General features: G+C 44.1%; 23 protein-coding genes. 19 read left to right on the forward strand and 4 right to left on the reverse strand.

The annotated features are described in order from the left end of the window. Positions 1–45: 45 nt before the first annotated feature. The 12 genes from J5069_RS02920 (at position 46) to J5069_RS02975 (ending at position 10,502) form a co-directional block, all read left to right on the forward strand. Positions 46–483, forward strand: a complete 438-nt coding sequence (locus J5069_RS02920) for a hypothetical protein (protein ID WP_264642439.1) — start codon at positions 46–48, stop codon at positions 481–483. Continuing rightward, on the forward strand, positions 483–1,064 hold the full coding sequence (locus tag J5069_RS02925) for a hypothetical protein (protein WP_264642440.1): 582 nt from the start codon (positions 483–485) through the stop codon (positions 1,062–1,064). Before J5069_RS02920 ends, J5069_RS02925 begins: the two co-directional genes overlap by 1 nt. Beyond that, the gene (locus J5069_RS02930) at positions 1,064–1,726 is read left to right on the forward strand and encodes a DUF6682 family protein (RefSeq protein WP_264642441.1); all 663 of its coding nucleotides are present in this window, start codon (positions 1,064–1,066) and stop codon (positions 1,724–1,726) included. The genes J5069_RS02925 and J5069_RS02930 overlap by 1 nt, the downstream gene beginning before the upstream one ends. A gap of 241 nt (positions 1,727–1,967) precedes the next feature. Further along, entirely contained in the window at positions 1,968–3,632 is a 1,665-nt protein-coding gene (locus J5069_RS02935; protein WP_264642442.1) for a colicin-like bacteriocin tRNase domain-containing protein, read from the forward strand. Beyond that, positions 3,619–3,948: a colicin transporter gene (locus J5069_RS02940; RefSeq protein WP_264642443.1), complete on the forward strand. Its 330-nt coding sequence runs from the start codon at positions 3,619–3,621 to the stop codon at positions 3,946–3,948. The genes J5069_RS02935 and J5069_RS02940 overlap by 14 nt, the downstream gene beginning before the upstream one ends. A gap of 118 nt (positions 3,949–4,066) precedes the next feature. Beyond that, positions 4,067–5,689 carry a hypothetical protein gene (locus J5069_RS02945; RefSeq protein WP_264642444.1) on the forward strand — a complete coding sequence of 541 codons (1,623 nt, stop codon included), beginning with the start codon at positions 4,067–4,069 and terminating at the stop codon, positions 5,687–5,689. Beyond that, a complete protein-coding gene (locus J5069_RS02950) occupies positions 5,686–7,350 on the forward strand; it encodes a phage tail tip protein (RefSeq protein ID WP_264642445.1) in 1,665 nt (554 codons plus the stop codon). The genes J5069_RS02945 and J5069_RS02950 overlap by 4 nt, the downstream gene beginning before the upstream one ends. 48 nt (positions 7,351–7,398) lie before the next feature. Continuing rightward, a complete protein-coding gene (locus J5069_RS02955; RefSeq protein ID WP_264642446.1) occupies positions 7,399–7,758 on the forward strand; it encodes a hypothetical protein in 360 nt (119 codons plus the stop codon). Between the two features lie 8 nt (positions 7,759–7,766). Next, positions 7,767–8,429 carry a hypothetical protein gene (locus J5069_RS02960; protein ID WP_264642448.1) on the forward strand — a complete coding sequence of 221 codons (663 nt, stop codon included), beginning with the start codon at positions 7,767–7,769 and terminating at the stop codon, positions 8,427–8,429. Between the two features lie 10 nt (positions 8,430–8,439). After that, the gene (locus J5069_RS02965) at positions 8,440–8,820 is read left to right on the forward strand and encodes a hypothetical protein (RefSeq protein ID WP_264642449.1); all 381 of its coding nucleotides are present in this window, start codon (positions 8,440–8,442) and stop codon (positions 8,818–8,820) included. Then, positions 8,820–9,200 carry a hypothetical protein gene (locus J5069_RS02970; RefSeq protein WP_264642451.1) on the forward strand — a complete coding sequence of 127 codons (381 nt, stop codon included), beginning with the start codon at positions 8,820–8,822 and terminating at the stop codon, positions 9,198–9,200. The genes J5069_RS02965 and J5069_RS02970 overlap by 1 nt, the downstream gene beginning before the upstream one ends. A 9-nt stretch (positions 9,201–9,209) precedes the next feature. Further along, positions 9,210–10,502, forward strand: a complete 1,293-nt coding sequence (locus J5069_RS02975) for a hypothetical protein (RefSeq protein WP_264642452.1) — start codon at positions 9,210–9,212, stop codon at positions 10,500–10,502. Positions 10,503–10,588: 86 nt separating this feature from the next. Here the strand turns inward: J5069_RS02975 and J5069_RS02980 are convergent, their stop codons facing one another. Then, positions 10,589–11,647, reverse strand: coding sequence for a hypothetical protein (locus tag J5069_RS02980; protein ID WP_264642453.1), 1,059 nt, complete (start codon positions 11,645–11,647; stop codon positions 10,589–10,591). Between the two features lie 478 nt (positions 11,648–12,125). On the opposite strand from J5069_RS02980, the gene J5069_RS02985 reads away from it, so the two are divergent. The 3 genes from J5069_RS02985 (at position 12,126) to J5069_RS02995 (ending at position 13,459) form a co-directional block, all read left to right on the forward strand. Next, on the forward strand, positions 12,126–12,440 hold the full coding sequence (locus J5069_RS02985; protein WP_264642454.1) for a hypothetical protein: 315 nt from the start codon (positions 12,126–12,128) through the stop codon (positions 12,438–12,440). 73 nt (positions 12,441–12,513) lie between these two features. Further along, positions 12,514–12,975 carry a hypothetical protein gene (locus J5069_RS02990; RefSeq protein WP_264642455.1) on the forward strand — a complete coding sequence of 154 codons (462 nt, stop codon included), beginning with the start codon at positions 12,514–12,516 and terminating at the stop codon, positions 12,973–12,975. 256 nt (positions 12,976–13,231) lie between these two features. Beyond that, entirely contained in the window at positions 13,232–13,459 is a 228-nt protein-coding gene (locus J5069_RS02995) for a hypothetical protein (RefSeq protein ID WP_264642457.1), read from the forward strand. Between the two features lie 209 nt (positions 13,460–13,668). On the opposite strand, the gene J5069_RS03000 is transcribed toward J5069_RS02995, so the two are convergent. The 3 genes from J5069_RS03000 to J5069_RS03010 all read right to left on the reverse strand — a co-directional run bounded on the left by J5069_RS03000 (position 13,669) and on the right by J5069_RS03010 (position 16,350). Then, positions 13,669–14,904, reverse strand: a complete 1,236-nt coding sequence (locus tag J5069_RS03000; RefSeq protein WP_264642458.1) for a hypothetical protein — start codon at positions 14,902–14,904, stop codon at positions 13,669–13,671. A 535-nt stretch (positions 14,905–15,439) separates the two neighbouring features. Then, the gene (locus J5069_RS03005; RefSeq protein ID WP_264642459.1) at positions 15,440–15,850 is read right to left on the reverse strand and encodes a hypothetical protein; all 411 of its coding nucleotides are present in this window, start codon (positions 15,848–15,850) and stop codon (positions 15,440–15,442) included. Positions 15,851–16,026: 176 nt separating this feature from the next. Further along, entirely contained in the window at positions 16,027–16,350 is a 324-nt protein-coding gene (locus tag J5069_RS03010; RefSeq protein WP_264642461.1) for an Arc family DNA-binding protein, read from the reverse strand. 112 nt (positions 16,351–16,462) lie between these two features. Here J5069_RS03010 and J5069_RS03015 point away from each other — a divergent pair, with 112 nt between their 5' ends. The 4 genes from J5069_RS03015 to J5069_RS03030 all read left to right on the forward strand — a co-directional run bounded on the left by J5069_RS03015 (position 16,463) and on the right by J5069_RS03030 (position 17,858). Next, entirely contained in the window at positions 16,463–16,636 is a 174-nt protein-coding gene (locus J5069_RS03015; protein ID WP_264642462.1) for an Arc family DNA-binding protein, read from the forward strand. 71 nt (positions 16,637–16,707) lie between these two features. Continuing rightward, positions 16,708–17,487: a phage antirepressor KilAC domain-containing protein gene (locus J5069_RS03020; RefSeq protein ID WP_264642463.1), complete on the forward strand. Its 780-nt coding sequence runs from the start codon at positions 16,708–16,710 to the stop codon at positions 17,485–17,487. Continuing rightward, positions 17,480–17,677: a hypothetical protein gene (locus tag J5069_RS03025; RefSeq protein ID WP_264642464.1), complete on the forward strand. Its 198-nt coding sequence runs from the start codon at positions 17,480–17,482 to the stop codon at positions 17,675–17,677. The genes J5069_RS03020 and J5069_RS03025 overlap by 8 nt, the downstream gene beginning before the upstream one ends. 1 nt (position 17,678) lies before the next feature. After that, entirely contained in the window at positions 17,679–17,858 is a 180-nt protein-coding gene (locus J5069_RS03030; protein WP_264642465.1) for a hypothetical protein, read from the forward strand. Positions 17,859–17,947: the final 89 nt, after the last annotated feature.

The raw sequence follows: 17,947 nt of genomic DNA on the forward strand, positions 1-17,947 counted from the left end.
GTTACCCGCCGTAATGGCGGGTTTCGTTTATCAGGAGCTATGTCTATGGCTGAATCTATTTCGATTGTGTATATCGGCGACAAGGACAAAAAGCGCGACACCATCACGGGCAGTCGCATTGTCTTTCCCCGTCTTGTTCCCGTTGATGTCGATAGCGCAATGGCGCATCAGTTGCTGGCTTTCCCGACGGTGTGGGTGCGAACAGAGCAAGCGGAGGCCGTGTTACAACAAAACGCAGAGGCTGATGCAGTGAAAGCGCAGCTTGCACAAGATGCATTGGCAAATCAGTTAGCAGCAGACGCCGCCAATAGCTGGGTAGTAAAGGTCGGTAATGATGATGTCGATCTGGCAAAACTGACTTCGGCACAACTGTTAACGCTGGTGGAAGCGGAAGATCTGGATCTAAAAAAAGGCGCACAGGAAAAGGTTGATGATTTCCGTGCTCGCGTTCGTTCCGCTATCAATGGTGAGGCTGTCGTCTAATGGTCGCGCTTGACGCTTTTCTCCCCGGGATCCGCAAACATATCACCGGCCCGCTCGATATCATGATGCGACAATCGGTGCGCGAGGCGGCGATTACCTTCTGCCGTGAATCGTTGCTATGCCGCGATACACTTGCGCTAACGGATGTGGTGCCGGGCGCGACGCATGCGCTGACAGAAAGCCTGCTGGTGAAATGCGTCAAGCGATTGCGGGTGACGGATATCAGCAATCCCGATGATGTGCGCCATCTGACCGCCGGTGTTGATTTCACTGTGATCTCTGCCAACCATCTGGCGTTTACCCGGGAATACGCGCACGTCACTGTTTTATTCGCGCTGGAACCACGGCGTGATGCCGAAACGTTGCCCGATGCACTGGCCGATGACTATACCGATGTGATTGCCGCCGGTGCGTTGGAAGATTTATACCTGATGCCGGGTAAGTCGTGGAGCGATCCGCAACGTGCAGTGTATTTCCGCGCGCTATTCACTGAGGGTTATCGCCGGGCTTACCGCGATGCGCTCGATAACTCTCCCATTACCGGATTTCAAAACCCGGTACGCCGACACGAATTCTACTGATGACCACAATTAACGATGTTATTGGCCTTGCCAATGCCCAACTGGTCGATACGCATTGGCTACGTTGGTCCAAGTCAGAACTGCTGGATTACTTCAACAGCGCGCTCAATGCCATCATCATAATTCGTCCTGATGCCGGGGCAACGATTGAGACGTTCGATTGCGTAGCGGGAACGCGGCAAAGTCTGCCAGAAGGCGCACTGCGTTTACTGGATGTGAACCGCGTTGTCGATGGCCGCGCCATTCAGCCGGTCTCGCGCGAGGTACTCGACTATCAATTTCCTGATTGGCATACGCTGACGGGGCCGGTTGAGCGTTACATTTACGATGAGCAAACACCCCGTATTTTTCACCTTTTCCCTGGCGCAGTGTTCGGCACTTCGTTGGAGATTAGCGTATCGCGTCTACCTGATACAGCCACCATCAATGACCTGAAGCCAGGGGTTAACCGTTCATTCCCTTTGGATGCGCTTTATATCAACCCGGTGCTGGAGTGGATTCTGTTCCGCGCTTTCGGTAAGGACAGTGAAAACGGCAATTACGCCATGTTGTCATCGCAGCATTATCAGACCTTTGTTGATCTGCTGGGTGTGAAATCGCAGACCGACCAGGCGGCAGGGCAGAAAAAACAAATGCAATCCAATGGAGGGGCAGCTTCGTGAAATGGTATTTGAGTGGATTGTATATTTCCTCGAAGCATGAAATTGAAAGCTGGATAGGCGTGTTCTATTAACTTTGATGTATTTACTTGAATAGCTGTAATCTTATTTTTTTTAAAACTTAATTCCCATTAATACATAAAAACGCCTCTTTAGTTTTTTTTAATTTGCTTTGCGATAAGAGTTGAATAGCATTGGAATGATGCTGTATATCCATACAGTATTTGTGAGAGGGATATTATCGATGACTAAATATAATTTATGTGCTCCGAATGGCGGAGATACGATGACAGTCAGTGGCGGTGGTGGTTGGAGTTCGCCCGTTAATGATCGAGGGAAGGGGGGAGGCGATGGAGGGAGTAAGGGGAATGGTGGTAAGACTGCGAAAACTGACTTTGGTAAGAACCCTGAGAAGCAAGCTACGGTTAGCCCCTATTTGGCGATTGCTCTCCCCATGCCGGTTTACCCTGTCGCAGGAACGTGGGGATTTACGTTAAATCTCAGCGTTATCGATGCTGGGTTGGGGAAAGTTGCGGGATTACTCGCAGACGCACTGCCTGTTGCAGGACGTTTGGTTGGTTTCACTGCGGGAGCTCTGTTCCCATCCAGTATCGCCCCAGATAGCCTTGATCCTACCTATGGAAAAATTCAGCAAAACCTGATGAACCAGGTGGCAAGGCAAGGTTTGTTAGAGCAAGGGTATAATGTCACGGCTATGCCAGCAGGGATTGTGAGTGATATTCCCGTCAGTGAGATTGGGAAAGCGCCAACAGCGGCAGTAGGTCTTTTAGCTGAGTCAGTCGTCAACGTTGAGCGAAACGTTACCCAGCTTGCGCTTATACAACCGAGGGTAACGACGACTATTCCTGTTGTGAAAGCGAAAGAAACAAAAGTACCGGGCATCTATTCAGTCAATGTTATCCCGGGAAAACCGGCACTCCAGGTCAAGATTGATATGACCCGGCCTGCTGTGGTGAAAAACCCGCCCAAGGTTAATGAAAAACCCGATCTTTCAGCATTCCTTGCAACGCCTTCATCGGATACGCATCATGCCTTTGTTGATTTTGGCGGCGGCCGTGAACCCGTCTATGTATCAGTTTCAAAGAAATTGACCAATGAGCAGGAAAAACAGCAGATTGAGGAAGCACAAAAACGAGAACAGGAATGGCTGAAAAAACATCCTGAAATTGTTGCAGAACGTGCATTAAGCGAAACTCGTAGAACTATCGCAATAACCGAACAAGCAAAAGAGATTGCTATTGCCACAATCGATGTGAAGACAGAGGCAATTCCTTTTCTTGAAGAACAAACGAGTACGGCGAAAAAATTCCATGAGGATTTTTATAATCCACGCAAGGGGCTTTTGGATTCTAATATGCAATCTGGGCCTGGCTACTATATATACCTATCACTCAGAGAGGAAATGTATCGTCGCTATTACAGATATACGAACCTAAATAATGCACTAGAACGAGACAGAGTGATGCTCGCGCAAGCGCAGGCAGATCTGGCTAAAGTGTCTCAGCAGTTGACAGAAAATAATATTCTTGCTGAACAGCAAGAAAAAGACCTAGAGAATAAGCAAAAAGAGGCGCAAACCAAAACCCCTGAGTTGAAGTTTGATGATAAGATTAAAGGGCAAATGGGTGTTCGTGGGTGGACCGAAGCAGATGTTAAAGATATCGTCGCTAAGGGAGCCAAGGGGCGTTCTGAAGATAAACGAAGCCCTGAAAAGACGCCGCCTGATTTTTTGGGGCGAAATGATCCGGCAACGGTTTATGGTGGACCTGGCAAACATGTAATAGTCAATGATCGTACTGGGGAAGTAGTTCAAGTTAGTGATAAGACTGATAAAGATTGGGTTGATGATTCGCGTATTGCGTGGGAGAAAAAAAATGAGGAAAAATAAAAAGGGTTTTTTTAAAGAAGGAAAATTCTTCTTTGAACTTGGTGGTAATGCTGTAATGAAGTTATCGCCAACAGCGGCCATCGAAGTATGCGAGGAAGCGACGAAGAGAAATCTTTCTATTGGCATGATTGAGGGGGGCCATTGGCTCAATCCAGGGTTTAGACCAGACATGCACACTCGTTGGGATGGCTTTGATAGACTGACGGATAAAAACGAAATCCAGAAGAATAACAACAATGCCATTGAGAATATCAAGGAAGATGCAGCTAAAGGTTATGATGCATTTATCATTACGATTGTAACGCTTTTTGTTTAGCATCCAATAAATGATTTTCTCTATGCTTTTACTTGCATGATACGCGCAATATTTTCCCCAAGATACCTAGCCTCGCCTTAAACAGCGTGGCTTTTTTATTTATATTCCAGAGAGTCTCATGGCGACCATTGATATCACTATGATGCGCGGTGTAATGCCACGCGTAGTTGATCACCTATTGCCCGAAGCTAATGCTACGCTGGCGCAGGATTGCCATTTCAGGCACGGTGTCATTACACCGATGCAAAGCGATAGCGATCAGCGTTACAAATTTACTTTCCAACCTCAAACCATTTTCTACTATCAGAATGGTCTCTGGTTTGCCTGGAACAAGGTTGTTGATGCTATCCGTAGCCCAGTGGTTAATGATGACTATGGCCGAATTTATTACACCGATGGTGAATTTCCCAAGGTAACAGGCATAGAGAGTGCGACCGTCGGAACGGGCGGTTATCCCGTCGCATTTTTCCGATTGGGGATCCCTGCGCCAATCAATCCGGTTGTGGTTGGTAGCGTCACGCCTCCCGCAGAAGTGGGAAAGGATGATCCCATTGATGATGAGACTCGCTACTACACAGAAACCTATGTCACGGCATATGGTGAGGAAGGGCCACCGGGGCCCGTAACGAAAGAATTGACGATCCCCTATCCGGGTAGTTCGGTAAAGTTGCACTTGCAGCCGCCATACCAGCAGAACAACAACATAACCAAGCGGCGAATTTATCGTTCAGCAACCAGTAGCCAATCAGCAGATTTTTTACTGGTGGATGAACTGAATATTGCCATCGGGACATTTGTTGATGACTTCTCAGAGGCTAAGTTAAGCGCATCACTGGAAACATACGACTACTTTATGCCACCCGATGGCATGATCGGTTTATGCATGATGTCGAATGGCATCGCTGCGGGATTTAAGGGCAATCAGGTGATGTTCAGTGAGGCTTACTTGCCTTATGCCTGGAAGGACAGTAATAAACAAACTACACAGGATGAAATAGTCGCTATTGCCGCAGTGGGGACGACGTTGGTCGTGGGCACTAAAGGCATTCCCTATATCTTTTCTGGCATTTCGCCATCAAACATCACCTCGACCCATTCACTTATCGCACTCTCATGCGTTTCACGCCAATCAATGGTGACCATGGATGGTTTTGCACTTTATGCCTCACCCAATGGACTGGTTTCTATCAGTGCATCCGGGGCGGCGGAAATAGCCACGGCAAGCATTATCGAGGCCAAACAGTGGCGCTCGATGTTTAACCCGTCGTCTATTCGTGCCTGGCGAGTGGAAAATGAATATCTGGCGTTGTACGACACCGATGATGGCGTGGCCGGTTTTATTTTTGATCCGGTCAGTATGGACATTCGTCACATCACAGCCAGTTTTGATTGTGCTTATAACGATGAATCGAGCGATACGCTGTACATCACGAAAGGGAAGGCACTGTACGCGTGGGGCGATGGCGAATCCTTAAATTGCCGTTGGCGCTCAAAAGTATATCTGGCGCCGGAAAATGCAGCCTTTTCATGTTTGCGCATCATGTCTGATGCTCCTGCGGAAGTGGGCGTAATTCTGTATGCCGATAAAAAAGCCGTGTTGGATTTGCCCCCAGGCAGTTTGCGAGATTCTACCGTGAAATTGCCTCCCTTACGCGGTAAATGCTGGCAAATTGAAGTCTATGGCAGCGTACAAGTTGACCGCATCACACTCTCTACATCCATGTTGGAAATGCCCCCATGAGTACAAAATTTAGAGCGGGTAATGATCAGCCGTCTCTGGCTGAGAACGTTGAAACGTTAACTGGACAACGCGGAGATGGAAACAACCGCGCGGTGACGTATAGCGATCTTGTTAAACTCAATTTGGCGAATATACGGCGTTTATCCGGCGGCAAAGTAATGCTGGTGCCGAGAAATGGCATTGGCGGCGGTTTTTCTAAAGAAAGCCGGGGACAGAAACCAACCAGGCCCACCAGTTTCAAAACAACAGGGGGTTTTGCGTATGTGCTCCTGGAGTGGGATATGCCTAACTATCGAGGGCACGCGCTAACAGAGATTTACCGCTCCTCAGAAAATAACCTTGCCAACGTGATACTGATAGCCAGCTCAGCCGCTGGGGTGTATGGCGACCCAGTAGATCCTGGCTGGAAAGGGTATTACTGGATCCGCCATATCAATACTCAGGATGAACCCGGGCCCTATAATGATGTACATGGCTGCTTTGCGCAGACGCAATCCGATGTTGGCGCCGTTGTGAAGCTGATTAATGAAGAGATAAATGCTTCACCACTGATAAAAGGGTTGAGTGCGAAAATAGATGTCGCTGAAGAAAATATCGACAGCGTTAGCGTCGAGGTGGATAAAGAAACCCAAAAACGGATTCAGGCAGATAAGGCGCTAGGAAAACGTGTTGATAGCGTCGGGGTGACGTTAGATAAAAACAGTGCCGCAGTCCAGTTAAATACGGAAGCAATTGCACGCATAGATGACCATGGTTCCGCCGCTTATCAAGCACAATGGAGTGCTAAGGCGCAGGCAGGTGATATTAAGGCGGGTATTGGTATTGTCGCTCGCAAAGATGCCAACGGTTATTTGCTAAGCCAGGTGGCGGTTTCAGCCTCTCAATTTTTTGTCTTTGATCCCAATAATCCCCATGAAGATGGTTCTTATACATTTCCCTTCATAGTGAACGATAGCGGGAAGGTCGTCATTAATGAACTGGTCGCTAAAGATGCGGTAATGAAAACTTTATCGGCGCAAAAAATTACAGCTGATAGTCTAAAGGCTGGCATAGAAATCAAATCGCCTTTGATTAAAACCGCAAGAATCGAAAGTGGCAATTTTACGGTTGATGCAAATGGGAATGTGGTGGCTAAAAATGCGAAAATTGAAGGGGAAATAATCGCTACTTCAGGTTCATTTACGGGGAAAGTTAATGCTGAGAGTGGTGTGTTTCGTGGGACGGTTTATGCCAAGGATGGTGAATTTAGCGGGACCGTGTATGCCGATCGGATAGTCGGTGATATTTGTTCAACTTATGTGGTTCCGCGTGGCAGCTTCTTTGTACCAAGACGACAATCGCGACAAATAACACTTTATTATGACATGGATAGTCGGGAGGATATGATTATAAGTCTCTTAGGAATGTATTTTGACAATGCAGCTTTTGCAAAAGCACGACCTAAGCAAAACTGGTTTTCAATCAAAGTGGGTGAGGAATACATTGTTCATACTAATCATCCAACCCCTCCCTATACCGTTTCATGCAAAATAACGAAGGGAAAAAGAACCATACCTATTGTGATAAGTGTCTCTGCCGGCGAAAGTGGTGCCGGTTATGAATTTTCTCACAAGGGGGTCGCGGTTATCGTTAATCGTGAAAAAGGGATTTTAAGAATGTAATTCGTTATTTTTTCTAAATAACCATCTTGATAAGTTCTGGTTTTATATATGCTGAGTTTAATTGAGCGTGTCGCAAAAGATGTCGGAGAGACCAATTTATTGGACCGTATCCAGGATGCTTGCAGAAAGCAACAGGCATTTTGTTTTGGAACGGAGGATACGCGCATTGTGCTTCGACCTGACTCTATGTGCGGTACTCCTTACGTTTTGGTGTGGCTGGGCGTTAGTACACGAAAGGATGCCTTGGCTCACTGGTTACCGCATGTTCAGGAACTAACGCGTATGGCCGGCGGTCGCTGGCTTGAGTTCTACACGGCGAGAAAAGGCTTTATCCGGGTGGCGGCGCGTTTAGGTTGGGAACGCCTACCGAATGAAGAAGGGCTTATGAAATTTAGGATACCAATGTGAGGTGATCAATGGGGGGCGGTGGGCGTAGTTCAGAAGTAAAAGAAACGTCGCAGCAGCACGCAGCGGCTGATGTTGCACGACAACAATGGAATTTATATCAAAATGAGCTGAAACCTTATGAAAACCTGTTTATGGAAAAGGCTGAGGGGCTCAACGATAAGCAGAAATACGATGGCATAGCAGGGGACGTAAACCTTGGTTATCAGCAGGAGTTTGGTAAAGCGCGGAGGCAAGCCGCTGATGGTCTTGTCTCGGCGGGTGTTGACCCCAGTAGCGGTAAATTTCAATCGACCATGAACGACCTGGCAACGGACCAGGTAGCTGGCACTATCGATGCAACCAACCGGGCGCAGACGGATCAGCAGAATAAGTATGTGGCTGGATTGCAGGATGTTCAGGCTATGGGCTCTGGCCAGAAAGCAGAGGCGTTACAGGGCTATCAGAACATAGCATCCGCATCTCAACAAAAAGCTACTTCAGATGCGCAAACCTCATTAGCAAAAACCCTGGCGACGCAGGGCGCTGTTGGTGCTTTGGGCGGCGTTACCGCAAGAACCTATGGGTTATCCAGCATAGCGGCCAAGACACCTACACCAACCAGTGGCAATACCAGTGGTGTATTTAGTATTTCCGATACGCCATTCATGAGCAGCAACTACCGAAATTTATAGGAGGGCATTTATGGGCTACGCCTCTGATACTTTCGCTGACATTACGCGCAAGCAGTATGCAGATTGGATGGATCGCTACTACCCCAAATTGCAGAACTTGATGGCGTTATCGACGAGTGGGCAGTTGATGAACAACCAATTGGCGCGAGCGGACTCGGTCCAACAGCAGGCGCTGAATACAGCAACCGTCGGAGCCGCGAATCAGCAGGCCCGTTATGGTGCAACCCAGCAAATTAACCAGGAGGATAACAGCCAGGGGCTGAAATCGGCACTGGCAACCGCAGGGGCAAAAAACGGTATTCGTGAGGCGGAAACGGATCGGCAAATGAGTATTTTAACGGGCGGCTCTACCGGGCTGCGCGAACTCCTAAAAATAGGGAGTGATAAATAATGGGCTATGGATTGATCGATGTCGCTGCACAAACACGCCAGCAGGCGCTGCAAGGAATGCAACAAGCGGCGGATCTGGAACTGGGGCGTGAAAGCGCCAATGAGCAGCTTAAGACCGCGAAGAAACAAGGCGAAATGCAGATGGTCGGCATGGGCGCGGGGGCAGGTGCGGCGGTAGGGGTGGGTTACGGTGCAGCCGCTGGAGCAGGTACGGCAGCAGGTGCTGCTGGAGCGGGTACAGCAGCGGGGGCCGGTACCGCTGCCGCAGCAGGTGGTGCCAGTGCCGGAGCGGCTACAGGGGCAACGGCCGGTTCGTGGGGTGGTCCTATCGGCATGGGTATTGGTGCAGCCATTGGGTTGCTGGCAAGCCGACTTTTTTAAGGGGACGTTATGGCAGATGTACGTGGATTGGCCGATGGCTTTATGGCTGGGTTCAATACTGTAGATAGTGCGCTTAGCCGCCGTCAAGAATCGGAGTTGCGCCGGATGCAATTGCAGCAAAGCCAGCAAAATGCAGATCGTAGTTTTGGTTTGGCCCAGGCGAAATATGATCATGATAAAGATCGGGATAAGGTACAAGATGAGCAGTGGGGTTTAGCTCATGCGTTAAGTGCAAAAAATGCTGATCGCTCATACGCCTTGCAAGCACAAAGTAATCATTTGGCACAACAGAAGTTTGGTTTTCAGGTTGATGAAAAAAAACGTTTGCAGCGCATGCAAAATGAAATGCCAGTTATCAAAATGTTTGCTGATCAGTTGGATAAAACAGGGAATGTTGATCCGGAGCTATTTAAGCAAATATCACCAGATAACCCGCTTCACCCCAAGCGCTTTATTGGAGAGCAAGCCATTAAGAACGTTACGGAAATTAACCGTATCATGCCTGCTGTTCTCAGTGGTGACATGGACTATAACGATCCTGCCGCAATCCGTGTGATGAATAGCGTGCTATCCGGGCATATTCAACGCGGGATTGGCGATAAGGATAAAGAAACTGGCAAAACTATTCAGGCGAAAGAGCTGGCCCATATTGGATTAACGGAAGATGGTCAAGGGGTTATTCCATCGCTGAAAGTAACCTATAGTGATGGTTCAACAGCCTTTAAACCCATGACGCGCTTTGGTTCAACAGATCCAAATGACACCATAACGCCAATTGCGCTACCCCGTCTTATGGAAGAGTTCCGAGGCTACAGCCAAGTGGTCGGGCAGTTAAATTATGGGGACCGAGCTAAATTTCTCAACGATATGGTTAATCCGACCTCGAAGCAGGAAAGCGCCGAGGCCAAGGAGCACCGAACTCAGAAAATTTCATCCAAAAAAGCGCGGGCGAATGCGATTGCCAAAGATCCGAACAACGCCGCAGCGATTAATGCACAGTTTGACCTACTGGATGAGCAAATTGATGGTGCATATGGGAAGGCGCACAAACCCAATAATGACGGTGTTAGCGCGCAACTGGATCAATGGGCGGAGGGCGATCCGGGTAAAGTGGCATTTGTGAAACAGGTGGCGGCGACTTATGCGCCGGGGAATAATGTGTCGAAAGAGCATCTGGATGCTAAATATGCCGAAGCGGCTCGTGGGCAAGCTAACGAGCAGAATAGCCAGGTTGCGCACCTACTGAGGGAGCGAGGCAAGATAGCACCTACGCATCCTCCGTATTACACTGGAAATAGATAGCATGGTAATTAATTGACATACTCCCCCGCCCTGAAGGGCGGTGTTTTACGGCGCTCCTGATAAAAACATTATTAGAATAAGCTGTATTATTCTTTTCTCTCGAAAGATATGTCATTATTTTCGAAAGATGCAAATAATGTTTCATTATTACAATTGGTAAAATAATTGTGTAAGTTTAATTTACTTGTGTCATAGTCAGAAACAAAAAATCTGATGCCAGTCATCCCTGCAATATTTATTATTTCGATGAATTTATCGAAAGCTTCGGCAACATCACTTAACTCAATTTTCCTCTGTGCCAGATCAGGGTTTTCGTAGTGAAGATCCAGTAAACGTTTAACGCCATTATATATATATTTGCCTTTTTCAGATTGGCTATAGCTAAATTCAGGCTTTCCATGTTTGTTTATTGAGCATTTTAGCGCACAGTCAAGACCAACTAATTTATCCCCTTTGGATAATTCTTGTGGTACTTGACAGAACATTTCTTTATGAACAATTGGCGCAAAAATAAAATAGATCGCATTTGCTTTTTTAACGTCTTCAACAGGCCTTCCTTTGAGAATCATACAATCAGAGTCATAGCTTTTTTTTTCTAAATCTGTAGGAGGATCAATAGATAAGATAACAACGCCCCCGCGGTTTTTATCATTTTCAGCCAACATGCCATGATTGTGGGATTTATTTAAATATGCTTGTTCCGTCGTAAATGCTCTGACATTGGCATTTACATGTTCTCTAAATTCTTTACGACACTGTTCATAACCATTGCTTTGATAGTCTACTTCTATAATTCTCCAGCTTATATCTTTATAACCTGCGTTTTTAAGTTGTTCATTTATGAACGATTCTGTTAGCAGGCCAGCTGAACCTAATGATATAAATGTTATTGGTTTATCGCGCAATGGCATTGATTCTATAATACGAGATGTAACTTTATTTATAAAATTAACCCTACCATTAAGTGATGCAACATTTTCATTTTCAAACCAAGAACGGCGCCCTTTGTAACGAAAGCTGCATAGTCCATCATGTTTTATTTGAGATTCTTGTATCACACGATCGGCTGTTAATAGACTTACCTGATAATCATCATGGGAAACATGCACTGAGGTATCTGGTTTTATGGATACCGATGGGATCATAGCTAATCACCTTCATGTTATTAGTAAATTTTATTAAATGTTTGATTCATTTACCTTATAACAATCTGTCAGCTCAGTTCAATAATAATTTACCCTTATTAACATTCGAGGTTGTAAAAAATCATTTTCTTAAAATTAAACATCTATTAATAATTGAATATATGTTTAGAGTATATGTTTCTATATAGTAACATTATCATCATATTCCTTTCATTAAATGATATCGATTAGGCCGTGACACAGATTTAGAACCTATCCCAAAATATATTTTTGTATAATGCGTTACGATCAAAGCAGCTTGAAGTCGTTTCTTGACTGCTCTTCATCGTTTACGGCGGGGAGCGGTCAACATCTCTATTCGATGTTATTTTGAAGATGGCAACTGAGAAGAAAACCTCGCGGCAGCTATCAGCGCTGATCGGTATTGTAAGTGATTCGTTTGGAGAAATCCGCCTTGCACTGGATGCGGAGGTGTCTGATGAACTTAGGGGCTGAGATGGCACTGAGTAGCCTGCATGGGCTACTCGATCTACTAACAAACGTCGACAATGACGTAAATCCAGAAACAATACGCCGTACTGCGTTGCTGGGGTTGATGCTGGTTTCTGAACTCGAAGACGGGTTTCAAAATAACCAAAGCGGTAATGTACTTCCCCTAACTATGCTGAAGCGACTCGTGGGCAAGCCAAGCAGCGAAGCAGTCAGGTTGCGCAGCAACTGCGGGAACGTGTTAAGGCCGCACCTACGCATCCGCCGTATTACACTGGAGATAGATAGCGTGGTAACTAAATAAGAATCATTATCAAATACTATTGCCAATGATATGATGTGAACTCTTAAAATAAAGCAAAGGATGCTTTGGCAAAATGTCTATTAAACCGCTTCTTTTCATGTCCTTTTTTGCGTTAACCGCCTGTAGTACAACCAAAGTTGTAGATACGTTCACCGGCACTCCTGGTACAGCTGGGATGGCATATTGCGTACGCGACCAGTGGGTAAGTGATTCTCTTGTAAATCACTATCCCAGCGGTGCCATCCGTATAATGGAGGATCGCAGTGGCGTGGGAAGTTACTATGTTTATGACGATAAAGGGGAAGAGATGGTACGAGCCAAGGGTACCATTGGCTACTGGCCGGGGCAGAAACCATCAGATATTGAGGTTAACTTCTATATGCCCCAAGATAAATCTATGACAGCTCGGGCAACACGGCGGTTAGCACTCAGCAAACAATGTGCTGCTATCCCAACAAAAGAGCGGGAAGATAAATACTTACCATCGGTTATTTGCACAGATAAGACTGCATGTAGCTTCAGGCGTGGTATTTGAGAGAACATGAGATTTGTGACCTGCATTGAGTCAATACTATCGCTATAGCGTACAAATTTCTTTGTCTTAGGGAAGACTGTTGCGTTGAAGCGAGGTATCTAACTACGCAACAGTTACGGGAGCGGATGCTGGTTGCGCAACAGGGGATTTCAAGGTCGGATTAAGTGTTATTTTTCTAGTGATTTTTCTTGTTAGACACGATTGAATCTGACAGTCTATTCAGGTGAAAAATAAAAATTAGACTCGAGGTGTTAGTATGAATGTTTCGGTTGGAGAGATGAAGCGCCGTATATACAAACTGACAGTGAAGGACAGTAACGGAAACGTTGAATACTACTCAAGTACTTATGAATATGCCATGAAAACGGGGGTTGATATTCGTAACCTGAGAACAGCGAATGTGAAAGAAGCTATGGAGATTGGTGATAGTACCCAACCATTTCCTCACAAAGAATTTGTTTACGTTTTTACACGAACGAAATAAGACTTAAATCATTTTATTATTTCTGTATTCACTTCTTTTAAGTATAACTCTTAATTTATATGTTTCGTTTTTTGTATTTTAACTGTTACTTTTCACCACTATACTTAGTCGTGAAGTGAACACATGGCAGTTAGCTGTTTTGATACAATATTATCCCAACTCACTGAGGGATAACACTATGTAACGGGTGGGTAAAATTGTAACGTAAACTATTTAATCTGAGTTCTTAACAAGATCTCGATTTCTCTTAATGAATCACATGATTCTTGTAGAAGAAATTCAGCACCTCGAAATTGTAATTTTTGAATATTAATAAAGCAAAAAACGCCTCTTCCTGAAAAAGCGTAGATGTTTTTTTTATGAATTTCAAAATATTTGTCATCATCGTAACTATGAATTTTACTTATCTCATCTTTATCCCAGGTGCACTTCTCTTGTCCATTATCTTTGATGATCATCCCTTCATAGCAGTCTATTTTTTCATTTGTTCTTATTAATGAAGTGCTTTTTGTATTAGAAAAATCATGATACTTATCAGTGTATATAACAAACAAAGGTGACATTGTAAGGTCTGTTGACGGAGTAAATATTAACAATTCTCTTATTTTTAAATGATATTCTGAGTTATTATCTAAAGCAAATATTTTCATCTCTCTGCTGTCAGATAAGTGAAAATTGCCAACAGAGCCTGAATTAAATCCGTTATAAATATCCATCCCAAATGAAAAATTGGAATTGTTAAGTTTAGAAAATATTGCTTTTAATAATGTTATATCCTTTATTGTTTTGAAGCCGTTAGGTGATAAAGTGATACTTATCTTTTCAAGTTCTTCAATCAAGTATAGTGTCGATTTTTTTTTGAAACTTATGATGCTGCTATCATCCTTAGAAGCAAGACACGTTTTTTTGAACTCATCATGTCTGCCCAAGGATATATACGAGTTACCTAATGCTTTCAAAAAAAACACATCCAAATGATCTGCAAGGTGCTCAAAGGTAGAAAGTACATCGTTTTCATCACTAATGATGCTTGCGTGTGTTATTTGATTTCTATAACTTTCTAACTTTATAAGTTTAGATTCAAGGCTATTTTGTATGGAAAAACCACATAAGGATTTTACCCTATCAATAGCTTCTCTAAATGTTACTGTATGTGGCATGCATGATGCTTCAAAGATGGACTTTAAATTTTTTTCTCTTTTTTCTTTAATTGCGAATTTAAGATCTTTGTCTATGTTTGAAAATGCAAATAGTTCATTTTCATTAATCAATATTTGCTTTAGTAATATTTCAACTCCATGATGGGTATTCATTATGGCATCTTTTAAAAGGAAAAATTTTTCTTTCCCATTGTTGTTTCTAAAGTGTAGATTTTCAAAGTTTTCTAAATGCATAAAGCCTTTTTTTAAAGAATCCATTCCATTATCAAATATGCTGATTTTCATAGGCTACACTCTGTCTTTCAAAGGTTATATGGACAATTTTATTACCACAATAATATTATTTTTTGAAGTTGTCTAGTGATTTGACGTTATTAACTACAATGATAAAATTGATGTTAGATTAATAATATAGCTAGATGTGGTTGTTAATGTTAAAAATCTGATATGGGCGTAGACTTGCGATTATTTCAATCACGGATTATGTTTGTAGTCATCCTTGTTATTCGTTGGTGAATCTGGCAGGTTTTCTCGTTTTTTATTCTTGTTTAGAGCGCAATAAAAAACGAATGCCACGAGAAATGTAAATGTGAAGTTTGGCTTAGTATGCACAATCAATACAGGTTGCCATTCAATAAAAAAATAAGTAAAAAGCAAATTAGGAATTGCAACAATGCTGGAAAGAAAGATGGATAAAAAAATCCAGCACCATCATTATTATTGAAAAAAGCTTTCTTTATCAACGTGGCGAGAATTGAATAAAGAAATAATATTATAAGGTAATTTATAAAAATTAGCATGTTAGCCTCTGGTGCTAAAATTAATCACAAATCTCTTTGCTAAAAAATAGAGAGTGAACTCCCCCATTTTTATCAATTGCTACAATGTTAATCATCCCCTTATGTTCGTATAAGACAGCTTTATTTTCTGCATTACAGTAGTCAGGTATAAGGCTATTTTTCAATATATCCTTCATGTCAAGAGTTGAATTGAATATCTCAGGAAATGAAGAGCGGAACATATAAAACTTAGATATTACTCTATGTTTGGGATCAACGGATGATTTTAGCGAGATGAACGCACCATAATCTTTTGGTAGGGTTTTTCTATTCATTTCAGCCATTATCTTTAATTGGTAAGATTCCCAAAAAGAATCTATCGATAGTTGGTTAGATGCTGAGGCTGAAAAAGACATTATTAACACTATAACTAAGTATTTTATTATTTTCACACAAACTCCTTTTTCTGATGTATGTGGAAAGTGAATTTTTTAATACTTGAAATTTAGTGTAATATTGAAAATAAAAATTTCTACAAAAATACGCACCTTGATGTGGGATTAAACGCTAAGTAAAGAAACTGACTCATTAATAGTTCAGCAAAGAAAGTAATTTAAAATATGCCAAGTCAATTATCATCTTCATGACTGACCTTTTTGTCTATTTTTTTTTCAATGTTGGTAAGCTTGTCTAGCATCATTTTCAAAAAATCTTCTGAGGCATTTGCAGGGGCTGGTTGTCCTGTTACGCGTGGATCTGTGATTATCACTTCACCTGTATACTCGGTATAAGTGTTCGTGTTGTCGGACCTCAGAGCTTCTTCCAATATCATGATGATCTCGGTATTCATAGAACGGCGGTTTCGTTTAGCGCGTTCAGCGATCGCTTTACGCATACCGTCGGGGAAACGCAAGTTGAATTTATCCTGTAACTGGCTTGGATATTTGGGCATTTATAAAATCCTATGATACCTATTGGTATCATAATAGTGGGGACTTGACACTATTATCAATGGTGTTAATCTGGCCCCATGGTGGCAACTGCGCATCATGAATGAGGGCAATATGGATAAAAATGAGAGCAAGGTTTCAAAGATGGCAGCAATCACGTTACGCATGCCAGGGAATATTAAGGCGGAGGTTAAAAAAAGAGCAGAAGCTGACGGGTTATCTCTCAATTCTGCGATCGTGCAGCGATTAGCTCGTAGTCTGAGAGAGGAAGAAGTAAATGATCGCTAACAATAGCGAAGCCCTAGCTACTTGCGATAGCCAGGGCTTCTGATTTGTCCAATCCCGAGAAGGAAATAGACATGAGCAGTTTAACAGTAAATGTCCCAACAAGCACAGTCCCCATGATCGCCGGAGTCGAGATTACAACCGATGCAGAAGGGCGGTTTAACCTGAACTCGCTTCATCGGGCGAGTGGGACAGGTGAAAGCAAGGAGCCTAACAAATGGATGCGCAACAAACAGGCTCAGGAACTGATTGATGAGCTAAGTGCAAATCTGTCGGTAGGTCAAGAAGTGGTCAAGTCCGTGAAAGGTGGAACTGCTCCCGGCACTTTCGCCCACGAACTTCTTGCCATCGAATATGCCGGTTGGATTTCCCCTGCGTTCCGGTTGCAGGTAAACCAAACGTTCATCGACTACCGCACTGGTAAACTGACACCGACCATAGACCCTATGCAAGTACTTAGCGATCCGGCCGCAATGCGCGGTTTATTGCTGACCTATACCGAAAAGGTTATCGCTCTTGAGGGGACAGTCGAAACACTCACTCCAAAGGCCGAGGCCCTTGATCGCATCGCAACCAAATCTGAAGGCAGCATGTGCATCACCGATGCCGCCAAACACTTGCAGTTGCAGCCCAAAAAAGCCTTTCAGGTTTTGTCCCAGAATCATTGGATTTATAAACGTGCTGGCGGGAAATCATGGCTTGGTTATCAGGAAAAAATTCAGCGTGGATTGCTGGAGCATAAAGTCACAACTGTTTCACGCAGCGATGGCAGCGAGAAAATGGTGGAGCAGGTTCTGATCACTGCCAAGGGTTTGACGCAGCTTTCCGAGATACTCGGAGGTGCGCATGCATAGCACGTTGCCGTTGGATCTGGCTGCTCATAAAGCCGGGCAATTATCATCTCTGTTCGATGTTATTTTGAAAATAGCTACTGAGGAGAAAGCATCACAGCAATTATCAGCGCTGATCGGTATTGCAAGTGATTCGTTTGGTGAAATCCGTCTTGCGCTGGATGCGGAGGTGGCCGATGAACTTAGGGGCTGAGATGACATTGAGCAGTTTGCATGGGCTGCTTGATCTACTAACGAATATCGATAATGACGTGAACCCAGAAACAATACGCCGTACTGCGTTGCTGGGATTGATGCTGGTTTCTGAACTCGAAGACGGGTTTCAAAGCAACCAACGCGTCAATGTGCTTCCCCTAAGCGCCAATACGCGCTAAATTCCGGAAAGATACCGAGTTACGCCCTAAAAAGCTGACTCGGTTTTTTTATGCGCACCGCTCGCGCATTCTCCCACGTCGAACCCACC

It is taken from the genome of Candidatus Symbiopectobacterium sp. NZEC127 (genome assembly GCF_025962675.1).
In the GTDB taxonomy this organism is placed as follows: Bacteria; Pseudomonadota; Gammaproteobacteria; order Enterobacterales; family Enterobacteriaceae; genus Symbiopectobacterium.

What these genes read in the sequence shown, in the direction of transcription:
- J5069_RS02920 (WP_264642439.1), top strand. Translation starts at nt 46, where the DNA reads ATGGCTGAATCTATTTCGATTGTGTATATCGGCGACAAGGACAAAAAG.
- J5069_RS02925 (WP_264642440.1), top strand. Translation starts at nt 483, where the DNA reads ATGGTCGCGCTTGACGCTTTTCTCCCCGGGATCCGCAAACATATCACC.
- J5069_RS02930 (WP_264642441.1), top strand. Translation starts at nt 1,064, where the DNA reads ATGACCACAATTAACGATGTTATTGGCCTTGCCAATGCCCAACTGGTC.
- J5069_RS02935 (WP_264642442.1), top strand. Translation starts at nt 1,968, where the DNA reads ATGACTAAATATAATTTATGTGCTCCGAATGGCGGAGATACGATGACA.
- J5069_RS02940 (WP_264642443.1), top strand. Translation starts at nt 3,619, where the DNA reads ATGAGGAAAAATAAAAAGGGTTTTTTTAAAGAAGGAAAATTCTTCTTT.
- J5069_RS02945 (WP_264642444.1), top strand. Translation starts at nt 4,067, where the DNA reads ATGGCGACCATTGATATCACTATGATGCGCGGTGTAATGCCACGCGTA.
- J5069_RS02950 (WP_264642445.1), top strand. Translation starts at nt 5,686, where the DNA reads ATGAGTACAAAATTTAGAGCGGGTAATGATCAGCCGTCTCTGGCTGAG.
- J5069_RS02955 (WP_264642446.1), top strand. Translation starts at nt 7,399, where the DNA reads ATGCTGAGTTTAATTGAGCGTGTCGCAAAAGATGTCGGAGAGACCAAT.
- J5069_RS02960 (WP_264642448.1), top strand. Translation starts at nt 7,767, where the DNA reads ATGGGGGGCGGTGGGCGTAGTTCAGAAGTAAAAGAAACGTCGCAGCAG.
- J5069_RS02965 (WP_264642449.1), top strand. Translation starts at nt 8,440, where the DNA reads ATGGGCTACGCCTCTGATACTTTCGCTGACATTACGCGCAAGCAGTAT.
- J5069_RS02970 (WP_264642451.1), top strand. Translation starts at nt 8,820, where the DNA reads ATGGGCTATGGATTGATCGATGTCGCTGCACAAACACGCCAGCAGGCG.
- J5069_RS02975 (WP_264642452.1), top strand. Translation starts at nt 9,210, where the DNA reads ATGGCAGATGTACGTGGATTGGCCGATGGCTTTATGGCTGGGTTCAAT.
- J5069_RS02980 (WP_264642453.1), bottom strand. Translation starts at nt 11,647, where the DNA reads ATGATCCCATCGGTATCCATAAAACCAGATACCTCAGTGCATGTTTCC.
- J5069_RS02985 (WP_264642454.1), top strand. Translation starts at nt 12,126, where the DNA reads ATGAACTTAGGGGCTGAGATGGCACTGAGTAGCCTGCATGGGCTACTC.
- J5069_RS02990 (WP_264642455.1), top strand. Translation starts at nt 12,514, where the DNA reads ATGTCTATTAAACCGCTTCTTTTCATGTCCTTTTTTGCGTTAACCGCC.
- J5069_RS02995 (WP_264642457.1), top strand. Translation starts at nt 13,232, where the DNA reads ATGAATGTTTCGGTTGGAGAGATGAAGCGCCGTATATACAAACTGACA.
- J5069_RS03000 (WP_264642458.1), bottom strand. Translation starts at nt 14,904, where the DNA reads ATGAAAATCAGCATATTTGATAATGGAATGGATTCTTTAAAAAAAGGC.
- J5069_RS03010 (WP_264642461.1), bottom strand. Translation starts at nt 16,350, where the DNA reads ATGCCCAAATATCCAAGCCAGTTACAGGATAAATTCAACTTGCGTTTC.
- J5069_RS03015 (WP_264642462.1), top strand. Translation starts at nt 16,463, where the DNA reads ATGGATAAAAATGAGAGCAAGGTTTCAAAGATGGCAGCAATCACGTTA.
- J5069_RS03020 (WP_264642463.1), top strand. Translation starts at nt 16,708, where the DNA reads ATGAGCAGTTTAACAGTAAATGTCCCAACAAGCACAGTCCCCATGATC.
- J5069_RS03025 (WP_264642464.1), top strand. Translation starts at nt 17,480, where the DNA reads ATGCATAGCACGTTGCCGTTGGATCTGGCTGCTCATAAAGCCGGGCAA.
- J5069_RS03030 (WP_264642465.1), top strand. Translation starts at nt 17,679, where the DNA reads ATGACATTGAGCAGTTTGCATGGGCTGCTTGATCTACTAACGAATATC.